Below are 18,861 nucleotides of genomic sequence, written 5' to 3'. Positions count from 1 at the left end.
GCCCCGGCCCGGCCACGGGACCGGGGCCGCCGGCGGCTCAACCGGCGTCGCGGATCTCCGCCGCGCCCTTCTTGTCGAGCGCCGCGCGCACCAGTGCCGCCGCCAGCACGGCGGGGTCCGTCTTCCCGGCGGCCTTGAGCAGCGCGTCGGGCGCGGTGGGCAGCCCGGCCCGCTCCGCGCCCTGCATCGCCTTGGCGTCCAGGTACGGCGCGAGGTCCGTCCACACGGCCTGCGCCTCGCGCAGGAAGATGTCGACACCGGCCGGGCCGAGGCCGGGAACCTCGCGCAGCAGTGTGCGCAGCCGGCCGGTGTCGCCGTCCGCCGCGTCCCGCATCCGGCGCAGGTCGCCGCCGTACTTGTCGAGCAACAGCCCGGCGCCGTCGCCCAGTTGGGTCGCGGTGCGTTCGTCGTAGCGGCGGTAGCCGCCCTCGCCGAGGGCGTCCACCCGCTGCTGCCAGGTCGCGTCCTTCATCCGCCGCGCGTCCCGCAGCCCCGCCCCGGACAGCGCCCGGCAGGCCGCCACCGCGATGCCGGCCTGGATGCGGGCGCTGAGCAGGCAGGAGAGGACCAGTAGCTGGTACAGCGGCTGCGGCGTGTCCTTGAGCCGGATGCCGGCCTCGTCGGCGTAGGTCCGGCCGTACGTGTCCAGGAGGGCCTTGACGCGGGCCCGGTCGTCGCTGCTCATGGCCGGCCCCGGAGCGGTGTGTCGTTCAGCGGTGTGTCCACGGTGTCCACGATGCCGTACATGTCCTCCACGTCCTTGTTTGCTGGGTCGGTACGGCGTTTCCCGCCCCGCGTACCCACCCGGTGGCCGGAGCATCCGTCAACTCCCGTACGCTGCTGCCTCGACCGGATGAGCTGGTGATTCCGGAGCCACAGGGGGCTGCCGGGGGGCCAGTGGAGTGAAGCGGGGGAACATGAACAGAACACGGTGTGCGGGAGCGACGGCGGTCGCGGCGGCGGTGGTCGTGGCGCTGGCAGGACCGGCCGGTGCGGCGCAGCCCGCCCGGTCCTACGGCGCGACCACGTCCGTCGGCGTCCACAACGCCTACGAGAAGGCCAAGTACCCGTATTTCGCAGACGCGTTGGACTCCGGCGCGAGCCTGCTCGAACTGGACGTGTGGACCAACGCGCTGGGCAAGTCATGGCGGGTCTCGCACAGCAACCCGCTCGGCAACAACAGCAACTGCGTGAACGCCGCCACCGCGGGCGAGCTGCGTACCAAGAGCCGTGACCAGGACCTCGGCGGCTGCCTCGCCGACATGAAGGCGTGGCACGACGCCAACCCCGGCCACCGGCCGGTCACGGTCAAGGTCGAGCTGAAGGACGGCTTCAACGACAAGGGCGGCCGGGGCCCGGCCGCCTTCGACGCACTGGTCCGCTCCCGGCTGGGCGACGCGGTGTACGGACCCGGCGACCTGGCCGCCGGCCACCGCGACCTCGACGAGGCCGTACGGGCGAACGGCTGGCCCACCCGCTCCGCGCTGAACGGGAAGTTCCTCTTCGAGCTGATACCCGGCACGGTCGAGGAGGGCAACCCGCTCGACAAACTGTGGACCGACCGCGAGTACGCCACCCACCTGAAGGACCTCGCCGCCCAGGGGAAGCTCGCGCAGTCCACCGCCTTCCCCGCGGTGCACGGCGCGGCGGCCGGCGACCCGCGCACGCGCTACACGGACGCGGCGCTGCGCCCCTGGTTCGTGGTCTTCGACGGCGACGCCGCGACGTACCTGAAGAACGGCATCGACACCGCCTGGTACGACGACCGCCACTACCTGCTGATCATGACCGATGCCCACAAGGTGCCCCCGGTCATCGACGGCACCCGGCCCACCGAGGCCGAGGCGCTGGCCCGCGTCGACCAGCTCGCCGCGGCCCACGGCAGCATCGTGACCGCCGACTGGTACCCGCTGCCGAAGGCCCTCCAGACCGTGGTGCCGCGCGGGAAGTAAGACCCACGGCGCGCCGCGTCAGGCCCCTTCCGCGGCGGCGCGCCGGTAGAGGGCGGCGATGTCCGGGCCGAACCAGCTGCTGTACGAGGTCTCCTCGTCGCCGCCCTCGTCGCGACCGCCGATGACGCCGGTCACCGTGCCCAGGCCGGTGTCCGGGGCGACGGCGGTGAGCAGCGGGCCGCCGCTGGTGCCGTTGGGGAAGCCGGCGCAGTCGAAGCGCAGCTGGCCGGGGACGGCGGTGGTGGTGTTGCGGCAGTCCACAGGGGACTCGCGGTCGTCGGGATAGCCGACGGTCCGCGTCGGCAGACCGCCGGGCGGTGAGAACCGGATCTGCTCGGCACCGGTCAGGTCCTCGACGCGCTGCCCGGCGGGGCCGGTGCCGTGCGCGCGGCGGACCCGCAGGAACGCCACGTCGTGGTCCTCGTCGCGGCCGTCGGCCCAGCGCGGGTCGACGATGATGTGGGACGGCACCCAGGCGCCGTACGGCAGCACCCCGTCGTGATAGCCGGGCGCGAAGACCAGGTTCGTGCGGAAACCGCCGTCGTAGACGCAGTGGGCCGCCGTGACGACCAGGTCACGCGTCGCGGAGTGCACCACGCTCGCGGTGCAGTGGTGATCGGCGTCGCCGTCGCCGCCCGGGGAGAAGAGCGGGCCGACGGGAGGGGTCACGGCCGCCGGGGCGGCTCGCAGGGGCTGCGAGACGGGCGGTTCGGCCGGCTTTCCGCGCGCGGGTGCGCTCTGGTCCGTCACCGTGTCCCGGCCGGTCGCCGCTTCCTGGCCGGTCGCCGCGCGGACGGTGGCGCGTGGCGGCGCGGAGCGTTCGGTGTACGGGCCGGAGAGCAGCGCGTCGGCCGCCGCGTCCCCGTCGGCCGCCTCCTCGGCGTACGAGCCCGTGCCGGGATCACCGGACGCGAGATACCCGCCGTGCGCGAAGACCCGTACGGCCAGGACCGTGCCGACGCAGGTCAGGGCGAGCCCGGCGCAGAGGCCGAGGGCGGCGGCCCGGCGGCGCCTGCGCGGCCCGTCCGGGGCCGGGGCCTTCGGGACACGGTCGCGCTCGGTCGTACTCACCAGCAGATCATACGGCTGCGGGACGAGGCTCCTTCCGCCCGGGGCGGGAGCCGGTGCCTCGGCGCCCGCCCCGTGCTCAGGCGCCCAGAGCGCTCATCAGCATCGGGAACGACGCGACCAGTTCGCGCTCCCAGTAGGGCCAGGTGTGCCCGCCCTTCGAGGCGCACACGGTCGCCGGGATGCCCAGCTGTGTCAGCTTGGCGCGCAGCTGCTGGTTCATGCCGTACACGGCCCGCTCGATCGGGTCCTGCGTGCCGTGCACGGGCGGGTCGGTGCAGCGGGCGGGTGACGGCGTGGGCGGGGTGTCACCGTCGCCCCAGGACCAGCCCGGACCGCCGTCGGTGGTGCCGTCGCCGTACGACAGGTACAGCGGGGTACCGCGCAGCGACGCCGCCTGTTCCACGGGGCTGTTGTGCTTCCACAGCCACTGCTGCCGCAGGTCGGCCGGATCATCGGTGTCGAACGGGTAGCCGGGCTCGCCCCAGACGCGCTTCCAGTCGGCGAGGCAGGTCAGCGCGCCCAGCTTGACGCCGTCAGGCCCGGAGAAGCCACCGTCGGTGGAACGGTACAGAGGGTGGACGGCACCGCTGTACGAGGCGGCGGCGCGGAACATCCCGGGGCGCGCCGCGGTGAACTTCAGCGCGCCCAGCCCGCCCATCGACAGACCCGCGATGGCGCGCGCCGTGCCCGCGCGGTAGTCGCGCTCCAGGAGCGGCCGTACCTCGTCGAGCAGGTACGTCTCCCAGGCCGGGGAGCCCCAGGCGCCGTAGTTGTACCAGTTGCTGTAGCTGCTGCACCCGCTCGTCTCCGGCATGACCACGATGACGTCGCGTCCGGCCGCCAGCTCCTCGACGTGGGTGTTGGCGGTCCAGTCCTTGTGGTTGCCGCCACCGCCGTGCAGCAGCCACAGCACCGGCCACGTACGGGAGGCGTTCTTCGACCAGCCCTTGGGCAGCAGCAGCCGGACCCACTTGACCGGCGCGTCGGTCTCCGGGGACGAAATTCCGAGGTCGAGCATGCGGTCGCCGACCGGCACCTCCGCCACGACCCGGGCCGGATTGCGGGCCGGTCCGCCGGCCGCGTGCGCGGGCAGGCCCGTCGCCGGAACGGTGAGCAGCGGCAGCAGCAGGGCGAGCACCAGGCCCGCCCAGCCCGCGCGCCGCAGCCGGCGGAAGCGTGGGAAGAGGCGTGGGATTCTCCGCGTCTGCATGGTCACCCGCCCGTGTTGTGCCGGATCAGCGTCCCGGCCAGCTCGTGTTCGTTGGGGAAGTCCATCGGGACGATGCCGAGCCCCGTCCAGCCGCTCGCCTCCGTACCGGTCAGGAAGCTCTTGACCTTCGGGTTGAGGCGGTCCGCGGTGGAGCGGGGCGGCAGCAGCGCCGCGGTGCTGACGTAGTTGACGAAGAGCTTGCCGGGTTCCCGGACGGCCTTGCGGAACTGCCCCTCGACCAGCGGGTACTTGCGGAGCGGTTCGGCCATGTAGTCGTCCTGGATGTCGAAGACGCGCGGATCGGCGTAGCGCACCCCCGGCAGGCCGTCCGAGTCGGCCAGCAGGACGACCTTGCCCCGGGCCTGCCCGAGGGAGGGCAGCGTGCCGTCCAGCCGGAACAGCGGCCGCCAGCCCTTCCCGTCCAGGTAGAGGTCGAAGATCCGCCGGAACTCCGCCGCGCTCTCCTCGGAGTACTCCTGCTTGACCCGCATCAGCACGGTCTCCGACGGGTGCGCCTGGAGGAACGCCCGGCACGCCACCAGCACATCGCCGAACATCAGGTTCTGGTAGAACGCGCCGTGGTGGATGGCGAAGGCCGAGTCGATGGCCCGGCAGCGCACGTCCAGGAACCGGATGCCGCTGTCCAGCTGCTGGGCGACGGTGGTGTTCTGGCAGGCGACCCAGGGGCCGCCGTAGCGGGCTCCCGAATCATGGGTGCCCGGGATGGAGAGCCGCTGCATCGGCGTGCTGTCCGGGAGGGCCGACATCCAGTCCTGTACGGGAACGGTGACGGCATGCCGGGGCCGTGTGCGCGGGCCCCTGACCGGCGCGCCGACGGCCTGCCCGCTGCCGGCCCCCACCAGCACCCCCGTGGCCGACACCGCTGCCGCGCCCTTCAGGAAACCCCGCCGGTCCATGCGCCCCCCGGTCTCTCCGCCGCTCTGCCGCCCCTGCGCGAACAGGTGATCGCAGCATCGAAGCACACGAGGAGCACGGTGACCAGGCGGCGGGATGAACGGATGCCTACGGGCGGGTGGCCCCAACGCCCTTGACGCGTACGGTCATTGCTTGCATCAGGAGTCCTGCGGGCGTTCGCGGGGCGGTGGGGCGAGGCCGGGCCGGCGGCTGAGCAGCCGGTCGTGCATCGCGCCGGCGAGGCGGCCCAGGCCCGCCAGGTCGTCGCGGCCCGCGGTGAGCCGGGCGACGACGCCGAGCCGGTACGCGAGCCGCTGCCGTGCCGTGACCGTGCCCCACTCCCAGTCCTCGTCGGGCAGCCGGGCGAGGTGATCGACGGCTCCCCGGTGGGCGCGCTGGACCAGGGCGTCGCCCCGGACGAGCCAGCCCGCGCACGCGTCCACGAGGTCACCGGGCGGCGCGCCGCCGGTCGCCGCCTCCCACTCCCGTCCGTACGCGGTTTCCGCCGCGCCCAGCAGCGGTTCGGGCGTGGCCATGACGCACCAGCAGGTCGGGAAACCGATGCGCAGGTAGGCGAGTTCGGTGAGGCCGTTGCCCAGGCAGGCCTGCTCGAAGTCGACGAACCGGATGCCGTCCGGGGTGTGCAGGTCGTTGCCGGGGCACGGGTCGCCGTGCAACAGGGCCCCGCCCGGCGCGGTACCGAGCCGGTGCAGCAGGGCTGCCAGCTCGGCGTCCGTCCCGTCCGGAACCGGGGCCGCGAGGCGGTCGGCGAGGGCGAGGAAGGCGTCGGTGTCCGCGCGGACCGGCCCCTGCTAGGCGGGCAGCGGCACACCGGCAGTCGGGACGGCCGCGGTGGTCGCGTGCAGCCGGGCCAGCGCCGTCGCGTAACCGACCACCCAGTCCGGCCCGGGCCGCCGGTGGACGACGTGCTCCAGCACCAGGACCCGCGCCGCCGGGTCGGCACCGAGCAGCCGCGGCACCACCGGTGGCGTCACCCGTGAGGCCAGCCGCAGCGCGGCCACCTCACGGGCGTACCGCTCGTCCGCGTCCGCACCGGCAACGGCCTGCTTGACCACCGCGACCGTCCCCGCCAGCTCGGCCCGCCACACCCGGGAGCGCGGGCTGCTGCTCAGCCGTACCGCGTTGCGGACCGGGCCGAGGCGGTCCCGCAGGTCTTCCGCGAACGGCGGTTCCGATGACATGACGCGCATGATCGCACGCGGTGCGCGCGGCCGTCGCCGCGATTACGGGGATCACATCCCGTACGCCCGCCTCACAGCCGTGGGAAGAGATCCGTGAACGGGTCGGCGGAGGCCGAGATGCCCCGGCTGAACGGCGCGTCGAAGTCCCAGACCAGGAACAGCAGGAAGGCGATCAGCGCGCTGAACAGGGCCGCCATCAGCAACTCCCGGGCCGAACGGCGGATCTGGAGGGTGAAGATCAGGCCGATGGTGATCGCGGCACCGGTGATCAGACCGAACCAGACCACCGGCGGCAGCGTCGGCTCGATGCTGTCCGCCCGCGCGTTGCGGGCGTTGTCGGCCGCCGCGACCTGATCGAGCAGCGGCTGGTAGTTCTGCCCCTCGTAGTCGTCGCGCGGCCGGTAGTCGGTCACATCGGCGCGCACCTTGTCCAGCAGCGCCTCGCCCCGCCCGGTGACCTGCCCCTGCTCGGCCATGGCCGGCCACTCCCGGTGGACGACGTACGAGACATAGGCGTCGACGTCCGCGCGGATGCGGTCCCGGGTGGCCTCCGGATACGCCCGTACCCGCTCGCTGACCTCGTGCAGCGCCTGCGCCTCGGCCCGTACGGTGTCCTCGGCGGCGCCCCGGGCCTCCCAGACCCCGGCGATGGCCAGGCCCAGCACGATCGCGTACACCACCCCCACCATCATCGTCATGTACTCGATGACGTCGGGGGTCTCCGACGGGTCGTCGTCCTCGCCGATGCGGCGCTGTCTGAGGACCGTGATGGTCAGCACGACGGCACAGACGGCGGCCATCGCGATGGTCAGTACCAGCCATTCCGACATGGTCGTGGCCTCCTACGAGGAACGGCGCCCGGCGGAACCGGACGAGCTGGACGAACGGGGGCGCAGCGCGGCCGCCGCCAGCACGGCGGGCGCGGTGATCAGCAGCGTGGTCGTGACGACCGAACGGCCGCCCTGCTGCTTGCGGGCCGACGGGACGTACTTGCGTGGCAGCACGACCCGCGTCGGGGTCGGCGTGGGACGCGGCGACGTGGGACGGGTGGCCGGTGGCGGCGGGGGAGCCTGGGTCTCCCTGGGCGTGGGACGGGGCGAGGCGTGCGCCGGCGCGGGCACGGCGGGGGCGGGTGGCCGGGGCCGTGGGCGCGGCGGGGCGGGAGTGGGCGAGGGCGTGGGCCGGTGGGACGGGGGAGGGGTGTACGTGGGCGTGGGGGACGGCGTGGGGGTGGGGCTGGGCTTCGGCGGCCTGGTGGGAGTGGGCGTCGGGGTCGGCGTCGGAGTGGGGGTCGGGCACGGGAAGTCCCAGTCCCAGTCCGGCGGTGACGGCCAGCCGGTCGGCCAAGGGCCCGGCCAGCCCGCCCCGGCGCTCGCGCAGGCGTCGGTGGGCCGGCCCGGCGCCGGGTGTGCCGCGGCGGACACCGGCAGCGCCAGGAGGGCGGCCAACAGCGCTATCAAAAGCGCAGGTTGGGCGCTGCGGAAACGTTGCGATCCCTTCACGCCGTGATGCTGCGCCAAGCGGGCCGCCATCAGCCGCCCGGCGGGCCCGATTCCCCCGAACGATGGAATACCGTACGGTCGCCTGCGTGAGAGCAGCCGACGTGTTCACACCCCGGACGTACGCCACCGCGGTCCCGTACGAACTCTTCCGCGAACTGCGCGCCACCCGGCCGGTGTGCTGGGTCGGGGAACCGGCGGTCGACGGCTGGCCGGCCGGGACCGGCTACTGGGCGGTGCTGCGGCACGCCGACGTCAAACACGTCCTGCGCACCCCCGAGGTCTACTCCTCGTACCTGGGGGCGACCCAGATCCGCGACCCGGACACCGAGGAGGACCTCGCGTTCGTCCGGGCGATGATGCTCAACCAGGACCCGCCGGACCACGGGCGGATCCGGCGGGTCGTCGCCGCGGCCTTCACCCCGCGGGCCGTACGGGAACTGACGGAGGTCATCGACGCACGTGCGCGTGCGCTGGTGACGGAGGTGGCGCGGGCGGGCGGGGCCGACTTCGTGACCGTGGCCGCCGACCTGCCGGTGTGGACGCTGGCCCACGTCATGGGGGTGCCGGAGGAGGACCGGCAGCTGCTTCACGACTGGTCGAACCGCATCATCGGCTACCAGGACGACGCGTACGCCACCTCCAGCACCGCGGACCCCGCCCGGCTCAGCCCGATGGGCCGCGCCGCGCTGCGGCAGCGCCCGGCCCCGGCGGTCCGCCCGGACGGGCGCCCGGTCAACCCCCGCTCCCGCCGCGCACTGGCCGACATGTTCGCGTACGCCCACGCCCTGGCCGAGCACCCGCGCCCCGGCACCGTCATGGCCCACCTGCGCGAAGGCGGCCTGACCCGGGCCGAGTTCGAGAACATGTTCTTCCTCTTCGCGGTGGCCGGGAACGAAACCCTGCGCAACGGCATCCCGGGCGGCCTGCTCACCCTCCTCCAGCACCCGGACCAATTCGCCCGGCTACGACGCGAACCGCACCTGACCGACAGCGCGGTCGAGGAAATGCTGCGTTACTGGCCCCCGGTCATCGATTTCCGCCGCACCGCCACCCGCGACACCGAACTCGGCGGACAGCACATCCGCCGGGGCGACAAGGTCGTCGTCTACCACGCCTCCGCCAACCGCGACGAAACGGTCTTTCCCGCCCCCGACCACTTCGACATCACCCGCACCCCCAACGACCACGTCAGCTTCGGCTTCGGCCCGCACTTCTGCCTGGGCAGCCACCTGGCCCGACTCCAGATGCGCGCCGTAGTGCGGCATGTGCTGGACCGGCTACCCGGACTGGAACTGTCCGGCGAGCCGGTCCGCCTGGTGTCCAACTTCCAGAACGGACTGCGGAGGTTGCCGGTGCGGGTGGGGGCGGGCACAGGGGCGTAGAACGGCGCCTGATGCTGGAATCGGACAACTATGGCAAGTCAGATTTGACACTTATTGGGCGAACATTGAAACTCTGCTGACGTTCGTCCCGCGCATGTTCGGGTCGCCCACGGAGACCCTGAGAAAATCCGATGCGGATTCTGCGGCCGGACCACTTCTCCTTTTCGCTGCCTCAAACGACCGAAGGTGGTTGTTTCCTTGACAGGTGGATTCCGGCCCGGAAACGGGCGGACACGCATCGCCGTCTCCGTGGTGCTGGCCATGGCCGCGCTGGGAGCGACGGCGACGGAAGCCGTCGCCGCCGCTCCGGCCCGGCCCGCCGCCACATCGAGCACGTCCGCCCGGACCGCGCCGCACCGCGACTTCGACCGGGAGCTGGTGGAGGACCTCGCGGAGGCCGCCGACGAGGAAGAAGTCCGCCAGGCTGCCAAGGCGGCCTTGGAGAGCAGCGACCCGAACGCGATCCGGGAGTTCCTGGATCGCGGCCAGGCCGAGGCCCACAAACGCGCCCAGGAAAAGAAGAAGGCCACCGACGCCGAAAACCGCAAGAAGATCGAGGCGATGCGCGGTACCGGCGGGCCGCACTTCAACGCCGAGGTCGAACGCGTGCTGAAAGCCAAGGCCACGGCCGCGGACCGCGAAAGCTTCCTGGAGTACGGCGCGGACATTGCGCGGGAGCAGGATGCGAAGGACGAGCGAGCCGCCAAGGAGCGCGCGGCCGAGCTGCGCAGGCGTGTGGAGATGCTCGCCACGGTCGGCGGCCCGGAGGTGAAGAAGGCGGCCCAGGCCGCTCTGGACGCCGGTAGCGACGCGGCCGTCAACGCATTCCTGGAAAAGGGCTACCTGGTCGCGGCGCAGAAGGACGCCGACAACCAGGCGGCTCGGGAGAAGGAGCTGAAGGAGGCCCAGGAGAAGGCGGACAAAGAAGCGGAGCTGGCTCGAAAGACCGTGGTTGCCGTCGGGGCCCGGGCCAAGCTGATCGAGGCCCACGACGATACCGTGAGGGCGCTCAGGGAAGAGGCCCACGCCCTGACATCGGCCGCCAATGCCGCGCGGCAGGCCGACTGGCTGCTCACGTACGGCCAGGGGGACAGTGAACGGCTGGCCTCGTACGATCAGCAGAGGGCCGAGGTGACCCGCCAGGTGGGGTACGTCACCTTCTACGCCAGGGCGGCCCGGATCGGTGCGATGCAGGTCAAGATCCAGGCCGACTGCCTGACGGACCTGGGGATGCCCCAGGAAGTGCGGTGGGCCGAAGTCGCCCCCGGCCTGACGGCCGCCGCGGATGCCGCGGGCAAGGCCGACGAGGCTGCCCGGCGTGCCCTGAGTGCCACGGCCGATGCCGCGACGCTCAAGGCGAAGAAGACGCCCAAGGCGTACGAGCAGCAGGCCGAGCAGTGGCGCGCCGACGCCGAGCAGTACACCAAGGCGGCAGCCGCACTGTACGCGGCCGTGGAGCAGCGGACCAAGGCCCTGAACGACGCGGCCGGCCGGGCCCAGGGCTGAGCCCAGGAGGCCCGGTGGACCGGGGCCGGCGGGGCGTTACCTCCGCCGGCCTCGGTGGCGTCATCGGATCAGGCCCGCATCAGGTCCGTACGGACAGGGACAGCGCGAACCGCCCAGCCCTGTCCGTCCACCATTCGCTCAACTCGAATCCGGCGGCGCCCAGTTCCTTGCGCACCCCTACCTCCCGGAACTTCGCCGAAATCTCCGTCCTGATTTCCTCGCCCTCCGTGAATGGCGCCGCCAGGTCCAGCGCCGGGATCTTTACCGTCAGCTCGGTGCGGGCCCGTAGCCGCATTTCGATCCACTCCTGCTCGGCGTTCCACAGCGCCACGTGCTGGAAGTCCGACGGATCGAAGTCGGCCCCCAGTTCTCGGTTGATGACGTTGAGGACGTTCTTGTTGAATTCGGCGGTTATGCCTGTCGGGTCGTCGTAGGCGGCCACCAGCGTCGCCTCGTCCTTGACGAGGTCGGTGCCGAGGAGCAGCGCGTCGCCGGGGGACAGGAGGTCGTGTGCGGAGCGGAGGAAGGTGGCGCGTTCGTCCGGGAGGAGGTTGCCTATGGTGCCGCCCAGGAAGGCGAGGAGGCGCGGTCCGGGGGTGCCGGGGAGGGCGAAGCCCTGTTGGAAGTCGGCTACCAGGGCGTGGACGGTGAGGGCCGGGTGGAGGTCCAGGAGGGTTCCGGCGGCGGTGGTCAGGGCGGATTCGCTGACGTCCACCGGGACGTAGGTGTGCAGGCCGGACAGGGCCGCGATGAGGTGGCGGGTCTTGTCGGAGGAGCCGGAGCCCAGTTCGACGAGGGTGCGGGCGCCGGTGGCCGCGGCGATCTCGGCGGAGCGGTCGATCAGGATTTCGCGTTCGGCGCGGGTGGGGTAGTAGTCCGGCAGGGTGGTGATCTCGTCGAAGAGTTCGCTGCCGTGGGCGTCGTAGAACCATTTCGGGGGGAGCTGTTTGGGGGTGCGGGTCAAGCCGTGCGCGACATCGGCGCGGAGCGCGGCGGTGGTGGCGTCGGCGGGCAGGGTGCGGGTGACGGTGAGGTGACTCACGCGGCGGGCTCCTTGAGCGGGGTGAGAAGGACGTCGGTGGGCGTGGCCGCGAGCAGGGTGCACGCGGGGACCTCGGTCCAGTGCGGGGAGTCGTCGTAGGGCTCGGAGGCGACGGTGATGCTGCGGCCGGGCTCGGCGCGGTAGTACAGCGAGTCGCCCCAGGCGGTCGCGGTGATGGTGGCGCCGTCGGTGAGCAGCAGGTTCAGCCGGGCGCCGGGCGCGGCGGCGGCCACCGCCGTGACGGTGTCGGCCAGTGCCTCGGCGGGGTCCATGCCGACGCTGAGGCGGTGGTGCGCCAGCGCCCATACGAAGGCCGAGTCGCAGCGGGCCTGGAGGGACAGCAGCCGGTGCGGCGGCAGTTCGGCGGCCAGGTCCGCCAGCGCGCCGGGCCAGCCGGGCACGGCGCCGTTGTGGCTGAACAGCCATGGGCCGTCGGCGAACGGCGCGACGGCCGCCTCGGCGTCCGCGCCGGCCAGCGTGGCGTCCCGGACGGCGGCGAGCAGTGCGGTGGTCCGCACCACCCGGCACAGGTCCAGCACACCGGTGTCGGCCCAGATCGGCGCGGCCCTGCGGTAGCGGGCGGGCACCGGGTCGCCGGGCGCGTACCAGCCGATGCCGAAGCCGTCCGCGTTGACCGTGCCGTGGGCCTGCCGCCGCGGCTGCCACGACTGCCGGTACAGGCCGTGCGACGGCGCCGTGATCAGGTCGCCGAGCGGTACCTCCGGCCCCAGGTAGGCGATGTGCCGGCACATCAGCACCGCCTCCCGGGGCCGTGTGGGCCGGGCACGTCCTCCGGCACCGTGTCCCGGGCCCTCATGCGTCCGCCGTCCCGGCGTCGCGGGCGGTGCGGAACCCGGCGAAGATCTGCCGCCGGACCGGCAGGTCCCAGTTGCGGAAGGTGCCCCGGCAGGCGACCGGATCCACGGCGAAGGAGCCGCCGCGCAGCACCTTGTACGGCCCGCCGAAGAACACCTCCGAGTACTCGCGGTAGGGGAACGCGGCGAAGCCGGGGTACGGCAGGAAGTCGCTCGCCGTCCACTCCCAGACGTCTCCGATCAATTGGCGTATACCGAGGGGGGATTGGCCGTCCGGGTAGCTGCCCACGGGGGCGGGGCGCAGATGCCGCTGGCCCAGGTTGGCGTGCGTTGGGCCGGGGTCCTCGTCGCCCCACGGGTAGCGCCGGGACCGGCCGGTGGCCGGGTCGTGCCGGGCGGCCTTCTCCCACTCCTCCTCTGTGGGCAGCCGCCGGCCCGCCCACCGCGCGTACGCGTCGGCCTCGTACCAGCTCACGTGCAGAACCGGTTCGTCCGGCGGCACCGGCTCGGTGACGCCGAAGCGCCGCCGCAGCCACTGGCCACCCTCCCGGCGCCAGAACAGCGGGGCGTGCAGCCGGTGTTCGCGCACGTGGGCCCAGCCCTCGGCGGACCACCAGCGCTCGTCGTCGTACCCGCCGTCCTCGATGAACTCCTGGTACGCGCCGTTGCTCACCGGCGTGGTGTCGATGTGGAAGGACGGCAGCAGGCGGCGGTGCGCGGGGCGTTCGTTGTCCAGGGCCCACGGCTCGGTGGAGGTGCCCATCGTGAACGGCCCGCCGGGCACCAGCACCTCGGTGGGCAGGTGGCCGTCGGCGGTGACCGGCGGCTCGGGCGCGGTGAGCGTGGCCGGGCCGCGGCGCAGCTGGTGGGTGATGAGCATGGTCTCGTCGTGCTGCTGCTCGTGCTGGGCGATCATGCCGAACGCGAAGGCCGCGTCGAGCAGCGGCCCGCCGCGCAGCGGGCTGCTCTCCAGGACGTCCAGGACCCGGTTGCGGACGTCCGCCACGTAGCCGTGTGCCTCGGCGGGCGGCAGCAGCGGCAGGGACGGGCGCTCGGCACGCGGGTGCTCGAAGGCGTCGTAGACGGAGTCGATGTCCGGGCGCAGCGCGTCACGCCTGCCGACCGTGCGCAGCAGCCACTGCTCCTCCTGGTTGCCGATGTGCGCCAGGTCCCACACCAGCGGGGACATCAAGGGGGAGTGCTGGGCGGTGAGGTCGTGGTCGTCGACACAGGTGGTCAGCGCGTGGGTGCGGTCGCGCGCGGCGAGCAGCGCACGCGCCGCGCGTTCCCGGAGCGCTTCGGGATCGTGGGTCACAGGCCGTCCTTCCCGGGGGTGAGCTGGTCCTCGTACGCGGTGGGCGCCGGGCCGTCCGGCGGCCCGGTGCCCACCGGTGACACGCCGGCCGGTGCGGGCGGGACCGCGGCCGGTGCGGGCCCGTCCGCGTACGCCCCGTCCGCGTAGGCGCCGTCCAGCAGGTCGTCCGCCGGGCAGCGCCCGCGTGCCACGTACCGCTCGGTGAACCGGGCGACCGCGCCGGTCACCGCGGCCGGGGCGCCCAGCCGGGGCAGCGCCTCCAGCGCGATGGTGAAGCAGGCCAGCGCGGCGGCGTGCAGCTCGGGGTCGGTCAGCGCGCTCCGGGTGGCGTGCCGCCACAGCGGGTTGCGTGGCGCCGGCCGCGCACCGGCCGTCTCCGCGAGCGGCTTGACCACGCGGTACGCGCTCTCGGCGGCCTCCGGGTCGTCGAAGAGCGCGGCCGTGACGGCCAGCGGTACGACCCAGCCGCCGTCCCCCGGCTGCGCGTCGATCATGCGCAGCTCCAGGTGCCCGCGTGGCCGGACGGGCGGGAAGAGCGTGGTGACGTGGTAGTCGAGGTCCTCGGTGGTGGGCGGGCGCGGCGCGCCCGTACGGACCCAGTCGCGGAAGGTCAGCCCCTCGGGCGCGTCCCACGCGCCGTCGCCGCGTACGCACATCACGGGCGCGTCCAGCACGTACCCGGCCCAGGCGGACCGCGGGTCGGGGCCCTCGGGCGGGGCGAGGGTGCGGCCCGGGTCCATCTGCGACCACACCACCTGGCGGGTGGAGCGGTAGCCGGTCGGGCAGCCCTCGCTGACCGGTGAGTTGGCGAAGGCGGCGACCAGCACCGCGCCCAGCAGATGGGCCAGCCGCCAGCGGCGGCCGAGCCCCAGCGGTCCCGGCTCCTCCTGGCCGGCGTCCACGCAGACCTGCACGGAGGCGGTGCCGCACATCATGGACCTGCCGGCCGGGCCCCAGCGGTCGAAGTACGCCTCCATGGCGTTGTAACGGGGATCGGTGAGCACTCGCCGCGGGGGGTGCCAGGGGTTGTGTCCGTGCCCCGCCATGCCGAGGCCCAGTTCCCGCAGGGCGGGACGCACCAGGGCCAGGTCGGCCGTGACGGCCTCGATGCACGCGGTGAGAGAAGTGGCGGGGAGCGAGCTGAGCTCCAGCTGGCCGCCGGGTTCGAAGGTGAGGGCCGACCGCAGGGGGAGGGCGCGCAGGGCGGTGGCCGCTTCGCGGTGTCGTACGGGATCGACCGGACATCGGGGGTTGCGGGCGTCGTGCACGAGCCACTCGATCTCGACGCCTATGTAGCGGGGTGGTCCGGTTTTGAAGCAGATGCCCCGCAAGTGGGCCTCCAGCTCCGCTTCCGTGACCGCCGGCCGTGCGGGCATGGGCTCCAACTCCCTCGGCTCGGGACGACGGCTGCCGTCCGACGGCGGAATTGCCGCCCTCCACCTAATCGGGTGCGGGCGGTGCGCTCAAGGGCACATTCTCGTCGGACCGGCCCCGCCGCGCGAGGGCGGGCACCGGCGCCGGGCCGTCCCGGGAGCCCACCCGGCCGCTGCTGCCTGCGGGTTTACGGGCAGGACGAAAATGCCGAGGGTTCGTTTCTTTGTGCGAATTTGGGATGTGGTCAGGTCCGGGACCGGCCGCGCCCCGATCTCCGGCGTCCCGGCCCGCGCTCGCGTACGATCCACCCGGCTGCCGGAACGACCGGATCCGGCCACCGTACGGACCGCGCCGTGGCCGCGGGCGGCAGCCGCGGGCACGGGGACGGAAGGACGCGATGACGAGAACGGGAAGCGGGAGGCGTGGCACGGCGTCGCGCCCGCTGGCGGTGTTCGACCTGGACGGTACGCTCGCCGACACCGGGCACCGCCAGCGCTTCCTGGAGCGCCGGCCGCGCGACTGGAACGGGTTCTTCGCCGCGGCGCCGGACGACCCGCCGCTCGCGCCGGGAGTGGCGCTGGCCCGGGAGAGCGCCGGGGAGTGCGAGGTCGTCTATCTGACCGGGCGGCCCGAGCGCTGCCGCCGGGACACGCTGGCCTGGCTCGCGCGGCACGGTCTGCCCGAAGGGCGGCTGTTCATGCGCCCGGACAGCGACCGGCGCCCCGCCCGCCACACCAAGCTGGAGCTGTTGCGCCGCCTCGCGGCCGGGCGCGACGTACGCCGTGTCGTGGACGACGACGAACTGGTCTGCGCGGCCTGCGAACAGGCGGGCTTCCCGGTCGTACGGGCCCGCTGGGCGGTGCCCTCCGCCGAGCTGAAGGACGCCCAGGAGCGCGAGGGGCGCACCTGACCCGCGTAACGACGGCTCGCTCCGGGTGGTCAGGCGCCGCTCACATCGGCGCCCCGGCGAACGGCACCGGTCCGTCCGGGACCGGCAAGGGAGCTTCCACCGCACCCTCAGCCACCGTCGTCCGGCCGGGGTGAACGCGCCGTCCGTGCCAGATGGCGGCGGGCCTTGACCCGGTTGCCGCACCGCTCCATCGAGCACCAGCGGCGGTTGTGCGCGGGGGAGCGGTCGACGAAGCGCAGGGCGCAGCCGTCGGCGCCGCAGACGCGCACCCGCCGGACCTCGGGCGACGGCAGCAGCGCCACCGCGTCCTGGGCGATCAGGGCGAGGCCCGCGGTCAGGTCGGCACAGGGCGGGGCGGCCGCCGCCGTGTTCACCAACACGCCGTCGACGACCGCCAGTTGCGGGGCGGGGAGCGGGAGGGCAGCCGCTGTCCTGTTGAGGAGGGCCAGGTCGGCGGGGGCGGGAAGGGCGCCGTCGGCCGCCGCGAGCACCGCCCGGTCCACCGCGCCGCGCAGCTCCCGCGCCGCGGTGAGCGCATCCGCGTCCCGCGCCGCCGGGCGGGCCGTGACGGTCAGTCCGGCCCACTCCAGCCAGCCCCGGAGGTCCTGCGGCCCGGTCAGCGTCTCGCGCGGTACGCGCGCCCGGTCCCGCAGCGTGTTGACGAAGTCCAGGCACATCCGCCCGCCGTACCGCAGCCACGCGTCCTTGCTCGACATACTTGTCACTGTACTAACCTCCTGAGATGGTTAGTGCCTGCACGGGGCCGCCGAGCGGTTTCCGCGCTGCCGGCCGACGGAACGGTGTGGGAGGCGACAGGTGACGGACGGAACGACCACGGGCGTGGCCGAGGTGGACGGGGTGCGGCTGCACTACACGAGGGCGGGCTCCGGCCCGCTGGTCGTGCTGCTGCACGGCTGGCCGCAGACCTCCCGCTGCTGGCGTCCGGTCCTCGGCGAACTGGCCCGGAAGTACACCGTGGTGGCGCCCGACCTGCGCGGTTACGGCCGCAGCGACAAGCCGGTGACCGGCTACGACAAGCGGCGGATGGCCGCCGACATGGCCGGGCTCGTCGAGGCGCTGGGTTTTGCGCGGGCCAGTGTCGTGGGGCACGACCGGGGCGCGCGGGTGGCCCACCGCTGGGCGCTGGACCGGCCCGAGCAGGTGGAGCGGATCGCCGTCCTGGACGTCGTGCCGACCCGCGAGATGCTCCGCCGTGTGGACGCCACCGTCGCCGCTGGGTACTGGCACTGGTTCTTCCACCTCCAGCCCGACCTGCCCGAGCGGCTGGTCGCCCCGGACGTCCGCGGCTACCTGGAGTACTTCTTCGAGCGCTGGACCTACGACCGGCACGCGCTGACCGACGAGGCCGTGGACGCGTACGTGGCAGCGTTCTCCCGCCCCGGCGCGCTGCGCGCGGGCTTCGACGACTACCGGGCCGTGGAGGCCGACACCGCCCTGGACGACGCGGACTTCGCCGAGGGGCGGCTGCTGACCGTCCCCGTACTGGCCCTGTGGGGGTCGGCCGGCCTGCCCGCGAAGCTGCCGACGCTGGACATCTGGCGGGATCACTCCGCCCGTCCGGAACTGGTCACCGGGGCCGAGATCGCCGAGTGCGGGCACTTCATCGCGGAGGAGGCGCCGGAAGCTCTGCTCGCCCACCTCCGGGACTTCCTGCCGGAACCTGAGTAGATGCCCTGAGCCGGTCCGCGGCGCGGGCTCCTACGCCCGGCCGCTCGCCAGCAGCGCGGCGTGCGGCAGGGCGAGCACACCGTCCGGCCCCGCGAACCCGGCGCACAGCGCGTCGTACCGACGCCTGACCTCGGTGACGACCGCGGGCGGTTGGCTCACCAGAATCTGCCCGGCCGACGCCACGCCCGCGGCGGGACCGCTCCACCACTGCTCGGCGGTGGCCCGGTGCTCCCACGCGAGCGTCTCGCAGCGGACGCCGGTGAGTCCGGCGTCGCGCAGCAGGGCGGCGAAGCCCGCTTCGGTGCGCGGGAAGTCGTCCTCGGGGGCGAGTGTGGGCAGATGGGCGGGGCGGGAGACGCCGGCGGCCTGGAGCGCGCGGCCGAACAGGGCCTGGCCGGGGGCCGGCGGGGCCGCCCAGATGGTGAGCGCGATCCGGGCGCCCGGCCTTGCCACCCGGCGCAGCTCGGCGAGCGCCGCGCGGGGGCGCCCGACGTGATTGAGCACGAAGTTGCCCACCACGGCGCCGAACCGCCGGCCGGCGAAGGGGAGGCGGGGCAGGGCGGCGACGCACACCGCCGCCTCCGGGGCGGTCCCGGCCGTGCGGGCGGCCATGCCGGGGTCCGCGTCCACGGCCGTCACCCCGGCGCCCCGGTCGCCCGCGGCACGCGCGGCGGTGCCGGTGCCGGTGCCGACGTCGAGCACCGGCAGGCCGGGACGGACCCCGGCCGCGTCGAGCAGCGCGGGCACCGGGTGGGCGCAGAGCGCCGCGAAGCTCCGCTCGTACGCCGCGGCCCGCCCGGCCCAGGCCCGGCGCTCCGCCTCGTCGAACTCGGTGAGGGCCGTCACGGGGCACCACGTCCTTCCCGGCCGGCGGCCGGCGCCCCGTCAGGAAACGGGCGCGAACCCGGCGTACGGAGCGTACGCGAGGCCGGTGCCGGGACGGACCGGACGCTGTTCCTCCAGAAACTTGTCATAG

17 protein-coding genes and 1 pseudogene are annotated in these 18,861 nt (G+C 73.8%); 6 read left to right on the top strand and 12 right to left on the bottom strand.

Annotated elements, in window-relative coordinates; translation table 11 throughout:
- Positions 1 to 37: 37 nt before the first annotated feature.
- The gene (locus tag ACH4FX_RS04220) at positions 38 to 685 is read right to left on the bottom strand and encodes an endonuclease (RefSeq protein WP_398474951.1); all 648 of its coding nucleotides are present in this window, start codon (positions 683 to 685) and stop codon (positions 38 to 40) included.
- 232 nt (positions 686 to 917) lie between these two features.
- Between ACH4FX_RS04220 and ACH4FX_RS04215 the strand changes: the two genes are divergently transcribed.
- A complete protein-coding gene (locus ACH4FX_RS04215) occupies positions 918 to 1,952 on the top strand; it encodes a phosphatidylinositol-specific phospholipase C domain-containing protein (protein WP_398474949.1) in 1,035 nt (344 codons plus the stop codon).
- 18 nt (positions 1,953 to 1,970) lie between these two features.
- On the opposite strand, the gene ACH4FX_RS04210 is transcribed toward ACH4FX_RS04215, so the two are convergent.
- The 5 genes and pseudogenes from ACH4FX_RS04210 to ACH4FX_RS04190 all read right to left on the bottom strand — a co-directional run bounded on the left by ACH4FX_RS04210 (position 1,971) and on the right by ACH4FX_RS04190 (position 7,180).
- Positions 1,971 to 3,023: a trypsin-like serine peptidase gene (locus tag ACH4FX_RS04210; RefSeq protein WP_398474947.1), complete on the bottom strand. Its 1,053-nt coding sequence runs from the start codon at positions 3,021 to 3,023 to the stop codon at positions 1,971 to 1,973.
- A gap of 76 nt (positions 3,024 to 3,099) precedes the next feature.
- Positions 3,100 to 4,233: an alpha/beta hydrolase gene (locus ACH4FX_RS04205; protein WP_398474946.1), complete on the bottom strand. Its 1,134-nt coding sequence runs from the start codon at positions 4,231 to 4,233 to the stop codon at positions 3,100 to 3,102.
- A gap of 2 nt (positions 4,234 to 4,235) precedes the next feature.
- Positions 4,236 to 5,150: a phosphatidylinositol-specific phospholipase C domain-containing protein gene (locus ACH4FX_RS04200; RefSeq protein WP_398474944.1), complete on the bottom strand. Its 915-nt coding sequence runs from the start codon at positions 5,148 to 5,150 to the stop codon at positions 4,236 to 4,238.
- 156 nt (positions 5,151 to 5,306) lie between these two features.
- Positions 5,307 to 6,350: pseudogene (locus ACH4FX_RS04195) on the bottom strand (phosphotransferase family protein).
- Positions 6,351 to 6,421: 71 nt separating this feature from the next.
- The gene (locus tag ACH4FX_RS04190) at positions 6,422 to 7,180 is read right to left on the bottom strand and encodes a DUF4239 domain-containing protein (RefSeq protein ID WP_398474942.1); all 759 of its coding nucleotides are present in this window, start codon (positions 7,178 to 7,180) and stop codon (positions 6,422 to 6,424) included.
- Between ACH4FX_RS04190 and ACH4FX_RS04185 the strand changes: the two genes are divergently transcribed.
- The 3 genes from ACH4FX_RS04185 (at position 7,179) to ACH4FX_RS04175 (ending at position 10,740) form a co-directional block, all read left to right on the top strand.
- On the top strand, positions 7,179 to 7,859 hold the full coding sequence (locus ACH4FX_RS04185) for a hypothetical protein (protein ID WP_398474940.1): 681 nt from the start codon (positions 7,179 to 7,181) through the stop codon (positions 7,857 to 7,859). The genes ACH4FX_RS04190 and ACH4FX_RS04185 overlap by 2 nt on opposite strands.
- Before the next feature lie 55 nt (positions 7,860 to 7,914).
- A complete protein-coding gene (locus tag ACH4FX_RS04180) occupies positions 7,915 to 9,234 on the top strand; it encodes a cytochrome P450 (protein WP_398474938.1) in 1,320 nt (439 codons plus the stop codon).
- Positions 9,235 to 9,432: 198 nt separating this feature from the next.
- On the top strand, positions 9,433 to 10,740 hold the full coding sequence (locus ACH4FX_RS04175; protein WP_398474936.1) for a hypothetical protein: 1,308 nt from the start codon (positions 9,433 to 9,435) through the stop codon (positions 10,738 to 10,740).
- Between the two features lie 79 nt (positions 10,741 to 10,819).
- Here the strand turns inward: ACH4FX_RS04175 and egtD are convergent, their stop codons facing one another.
- From egtD to egtA, 4 genes are all read right to left on the bottom strand, one after another.
- A complete protein-coding gene (egtD, locus tag ACH4FX_RS04170; RefSeq protein WP_398474934.1) occupies positions 10,820 to 11,782 on the bottom strand; it encodes an L-histidine N(alpha)-methyltransferase in 963 nt (320 codons plus the stop codon).
- Positions 11,779 to 12,534 carry an ergothioneine biosynthesis protein EgtC gene (egtC, locus tag ACH4FX_RS04165; RefSeq protein ID WP_398474932.1) on the bottom strand — a complete coding sequence of 252 codons (756 nt, stop codon included), beginning with the start codon at positions 12,532 to 12,534 and terminating at the stop codon, positions 11,779 to 11,781. The genes egtD and egtC overlap by 4 nt, the downstream gene beginning before the upstream one ends.
- 61 nt (positions 12,535 to 12,595) lie before the next feature.
- Positions 12,596 to 13,912, bottom strand: a complete 1,317-nt coding sequence (gene egtB / locus ACH4FX_RS04160) for an ergothioneine biosynthesis protein EgtB (protein WP_398474930.1) — start codon at positions 13,910 to 13,912, stop codon at positions 12,596 to 12,598.
- The gene (gene egtA, locus ACH4FX_RS04155; protein WP_398474928.1) at positions 13,909 to 15,288 is read right to left on the bottom strand and encodes an ergothioneine biosynthesis glutamate--cysteine ligase EgtA; all 1,380 of its coding nucleotides are present in this window, start codon (positions 15,286 to 15,288) and stop codon (positions 13,909 to 13,911) included. Before egtA ends, egtB begins: the two co-directional genes overlap by 4 nt.
- 395 nt (positions 15,289 to 15,683) lie before the next feature.
- Between egtA and ACH4FX_RS04150 the strand changes: the two genes are divergently transcribed.
- Complete coding sequence (locus tag ACH4FX_RS04150; protein WP_398474927.1) at positions 15,684 to 16,196, top strand: hypothetical protein; 513 nt, start codon at positions 15,684 to 15,686, stop codon at positions 16,194 to 16,196.
- A gap of 107 nt (positions 16,197 to 16,303) precedes the next feature.
- Here ACH4FX_RS04150 and ACH4FX_RS04145 read toward each other — a convergent pair whose 3' ends face one another.
- A complete protein-coding gene (locus ACH4FX_RS04145) occupies positions 16,304 to 16,912 on the bottom strand; it encodes a CGNR zinc finger domain-containing protein (protein WP_398474925.1) in 609 nt (202 codons plus the stop codon).
- Positions 16,913 to 17,012: 100 nt separating this feature from the next.
- Here ACH4FX_RS04145 and ACH4FX_RS04140 point away from each other — a divergent pair, with 100 nt between their 5' ends.
- Positions 17,013 to 17,885, top strand: a complete 873-nt coding sequence (locus tag ACH4FX_RS04140) for an alpha/beta fold hydrolase (protein ID WP_398474923.1) — start codon at positions 17,013 to 17,015, stop codon at positions 17,883 to 17,885.
- Between the two features lie 30 nt (positions 17,886 to 17,915).
- Here the strand turns inward: ACH4FX_RS04140 and ACH4FX_RS04135 are convergent, their stop codons facing one another.
- Positions 17,916 to 18,731 (bottom strand): class I SAM-dependent methyltransferase, encoded by an 816-nt coding sequence (locus tag ACH4FX_RS04135; protein ID WP_398474921.1) that lies wholly within the window; start codon positions 18,729 to 18,731, stop codon positions 17,916 to 17,918.
- Positions 18,732 to 18,861 lie beyond the last annotated feature (130 nt).

It is taken from the genome of Streptomyces sp. NPDC018019, assembly GCF_044327805.1.
In the GTDB taxonomy this organism is placed as follows: Bacteria; Actinomycetota; Actinomycetes; order Streptomycetales; family Streptomycetaceae; genus Streptomyces.
This window is presented reverse-complemented; position numbering and strand designations above follow the sequence as displayed.

Bases quoted from the DNA above. Each gene is read 5' to 3' on its own strand.
- egtC (WP_398474932.1), bottom strand. From the start codon at position 12,534: ATGTGCCGGCACATCGCCTACCTGGGGCCGGAGGTACCGCTCGGCGAC.
- ACH4FX_RS04150 (WP_398474927.1), top strand. From the start codon at position 15,684: ATGACGAGAACGGGAAGCGGGAGGCGTGGCACGGCGTCGCGCCCGCTG.
- ACH4FX_RS04220 (WP_398474951.1), bottom strand. From the start codon at position 685: ATGAGCAGCGACGACCGGGCCCGCGTCAAGGCCCTCCTGGACACGTAC.
- egtA (WP_398474928.1), bottom strand. From the start codon at position 15,288: ATGCCCGCACGGCCGGCGGTCACGGAAGCGGAGCTGGAGGCCCACTTG.
- ACH4FX_RS04145 (WP_398474925.1), bottom strand. From the start codon at position 16,912: ATGTCGAGCAAGGACGCGTGGCTGCGGTACGGCGGGCGGATGTGCCTG.
- ACH4FX_RS04185 (WP_398474940.1), top strand. From the start codon at position 7,179: ATGGTCGTGGCCTCCTACGAGGAACGGCGCCCGGCGGAACCGGACGAG.
- ACH4FX_RS04205 (WP_398474946.1), bottom strand. From the start codon at position 4,233: ATGCAGACGCGGAGAATCCCACGCCTCTTCCCACGCTTCCGCCGGCTG.
- ACH4FX_RS04215 (WP_398474949.1), top strand. From the start codon at position 918: ATGAACAGAACACGGTGTGCGGGAGCGACGGCGGTCGCGGCGGCGGTG.
- ACH4FX_RS04180 (WP_398474938.1), top strand. From the start codon at position 7,915: ATGGAATACCGTACGGTCGCCTGCGTGAGAGCAGCCGACGTGTTCACA.
- ACH4FX_RS04200 (WP_398474944.1), bottom strand. From the start codon at position 5,150: ATGGACCGGCGGGGTTTCCTGAAGGGCGCGGCAGCGGTGTCGGCCACG.
- ACH4FX_RS04190 (WP_398474942.1), bottom strand. From the start codon at position 7,180: ATGTCGGAATGGCTGGTACTGACCATCGCGATGGCCGCCGTCTGTGCC.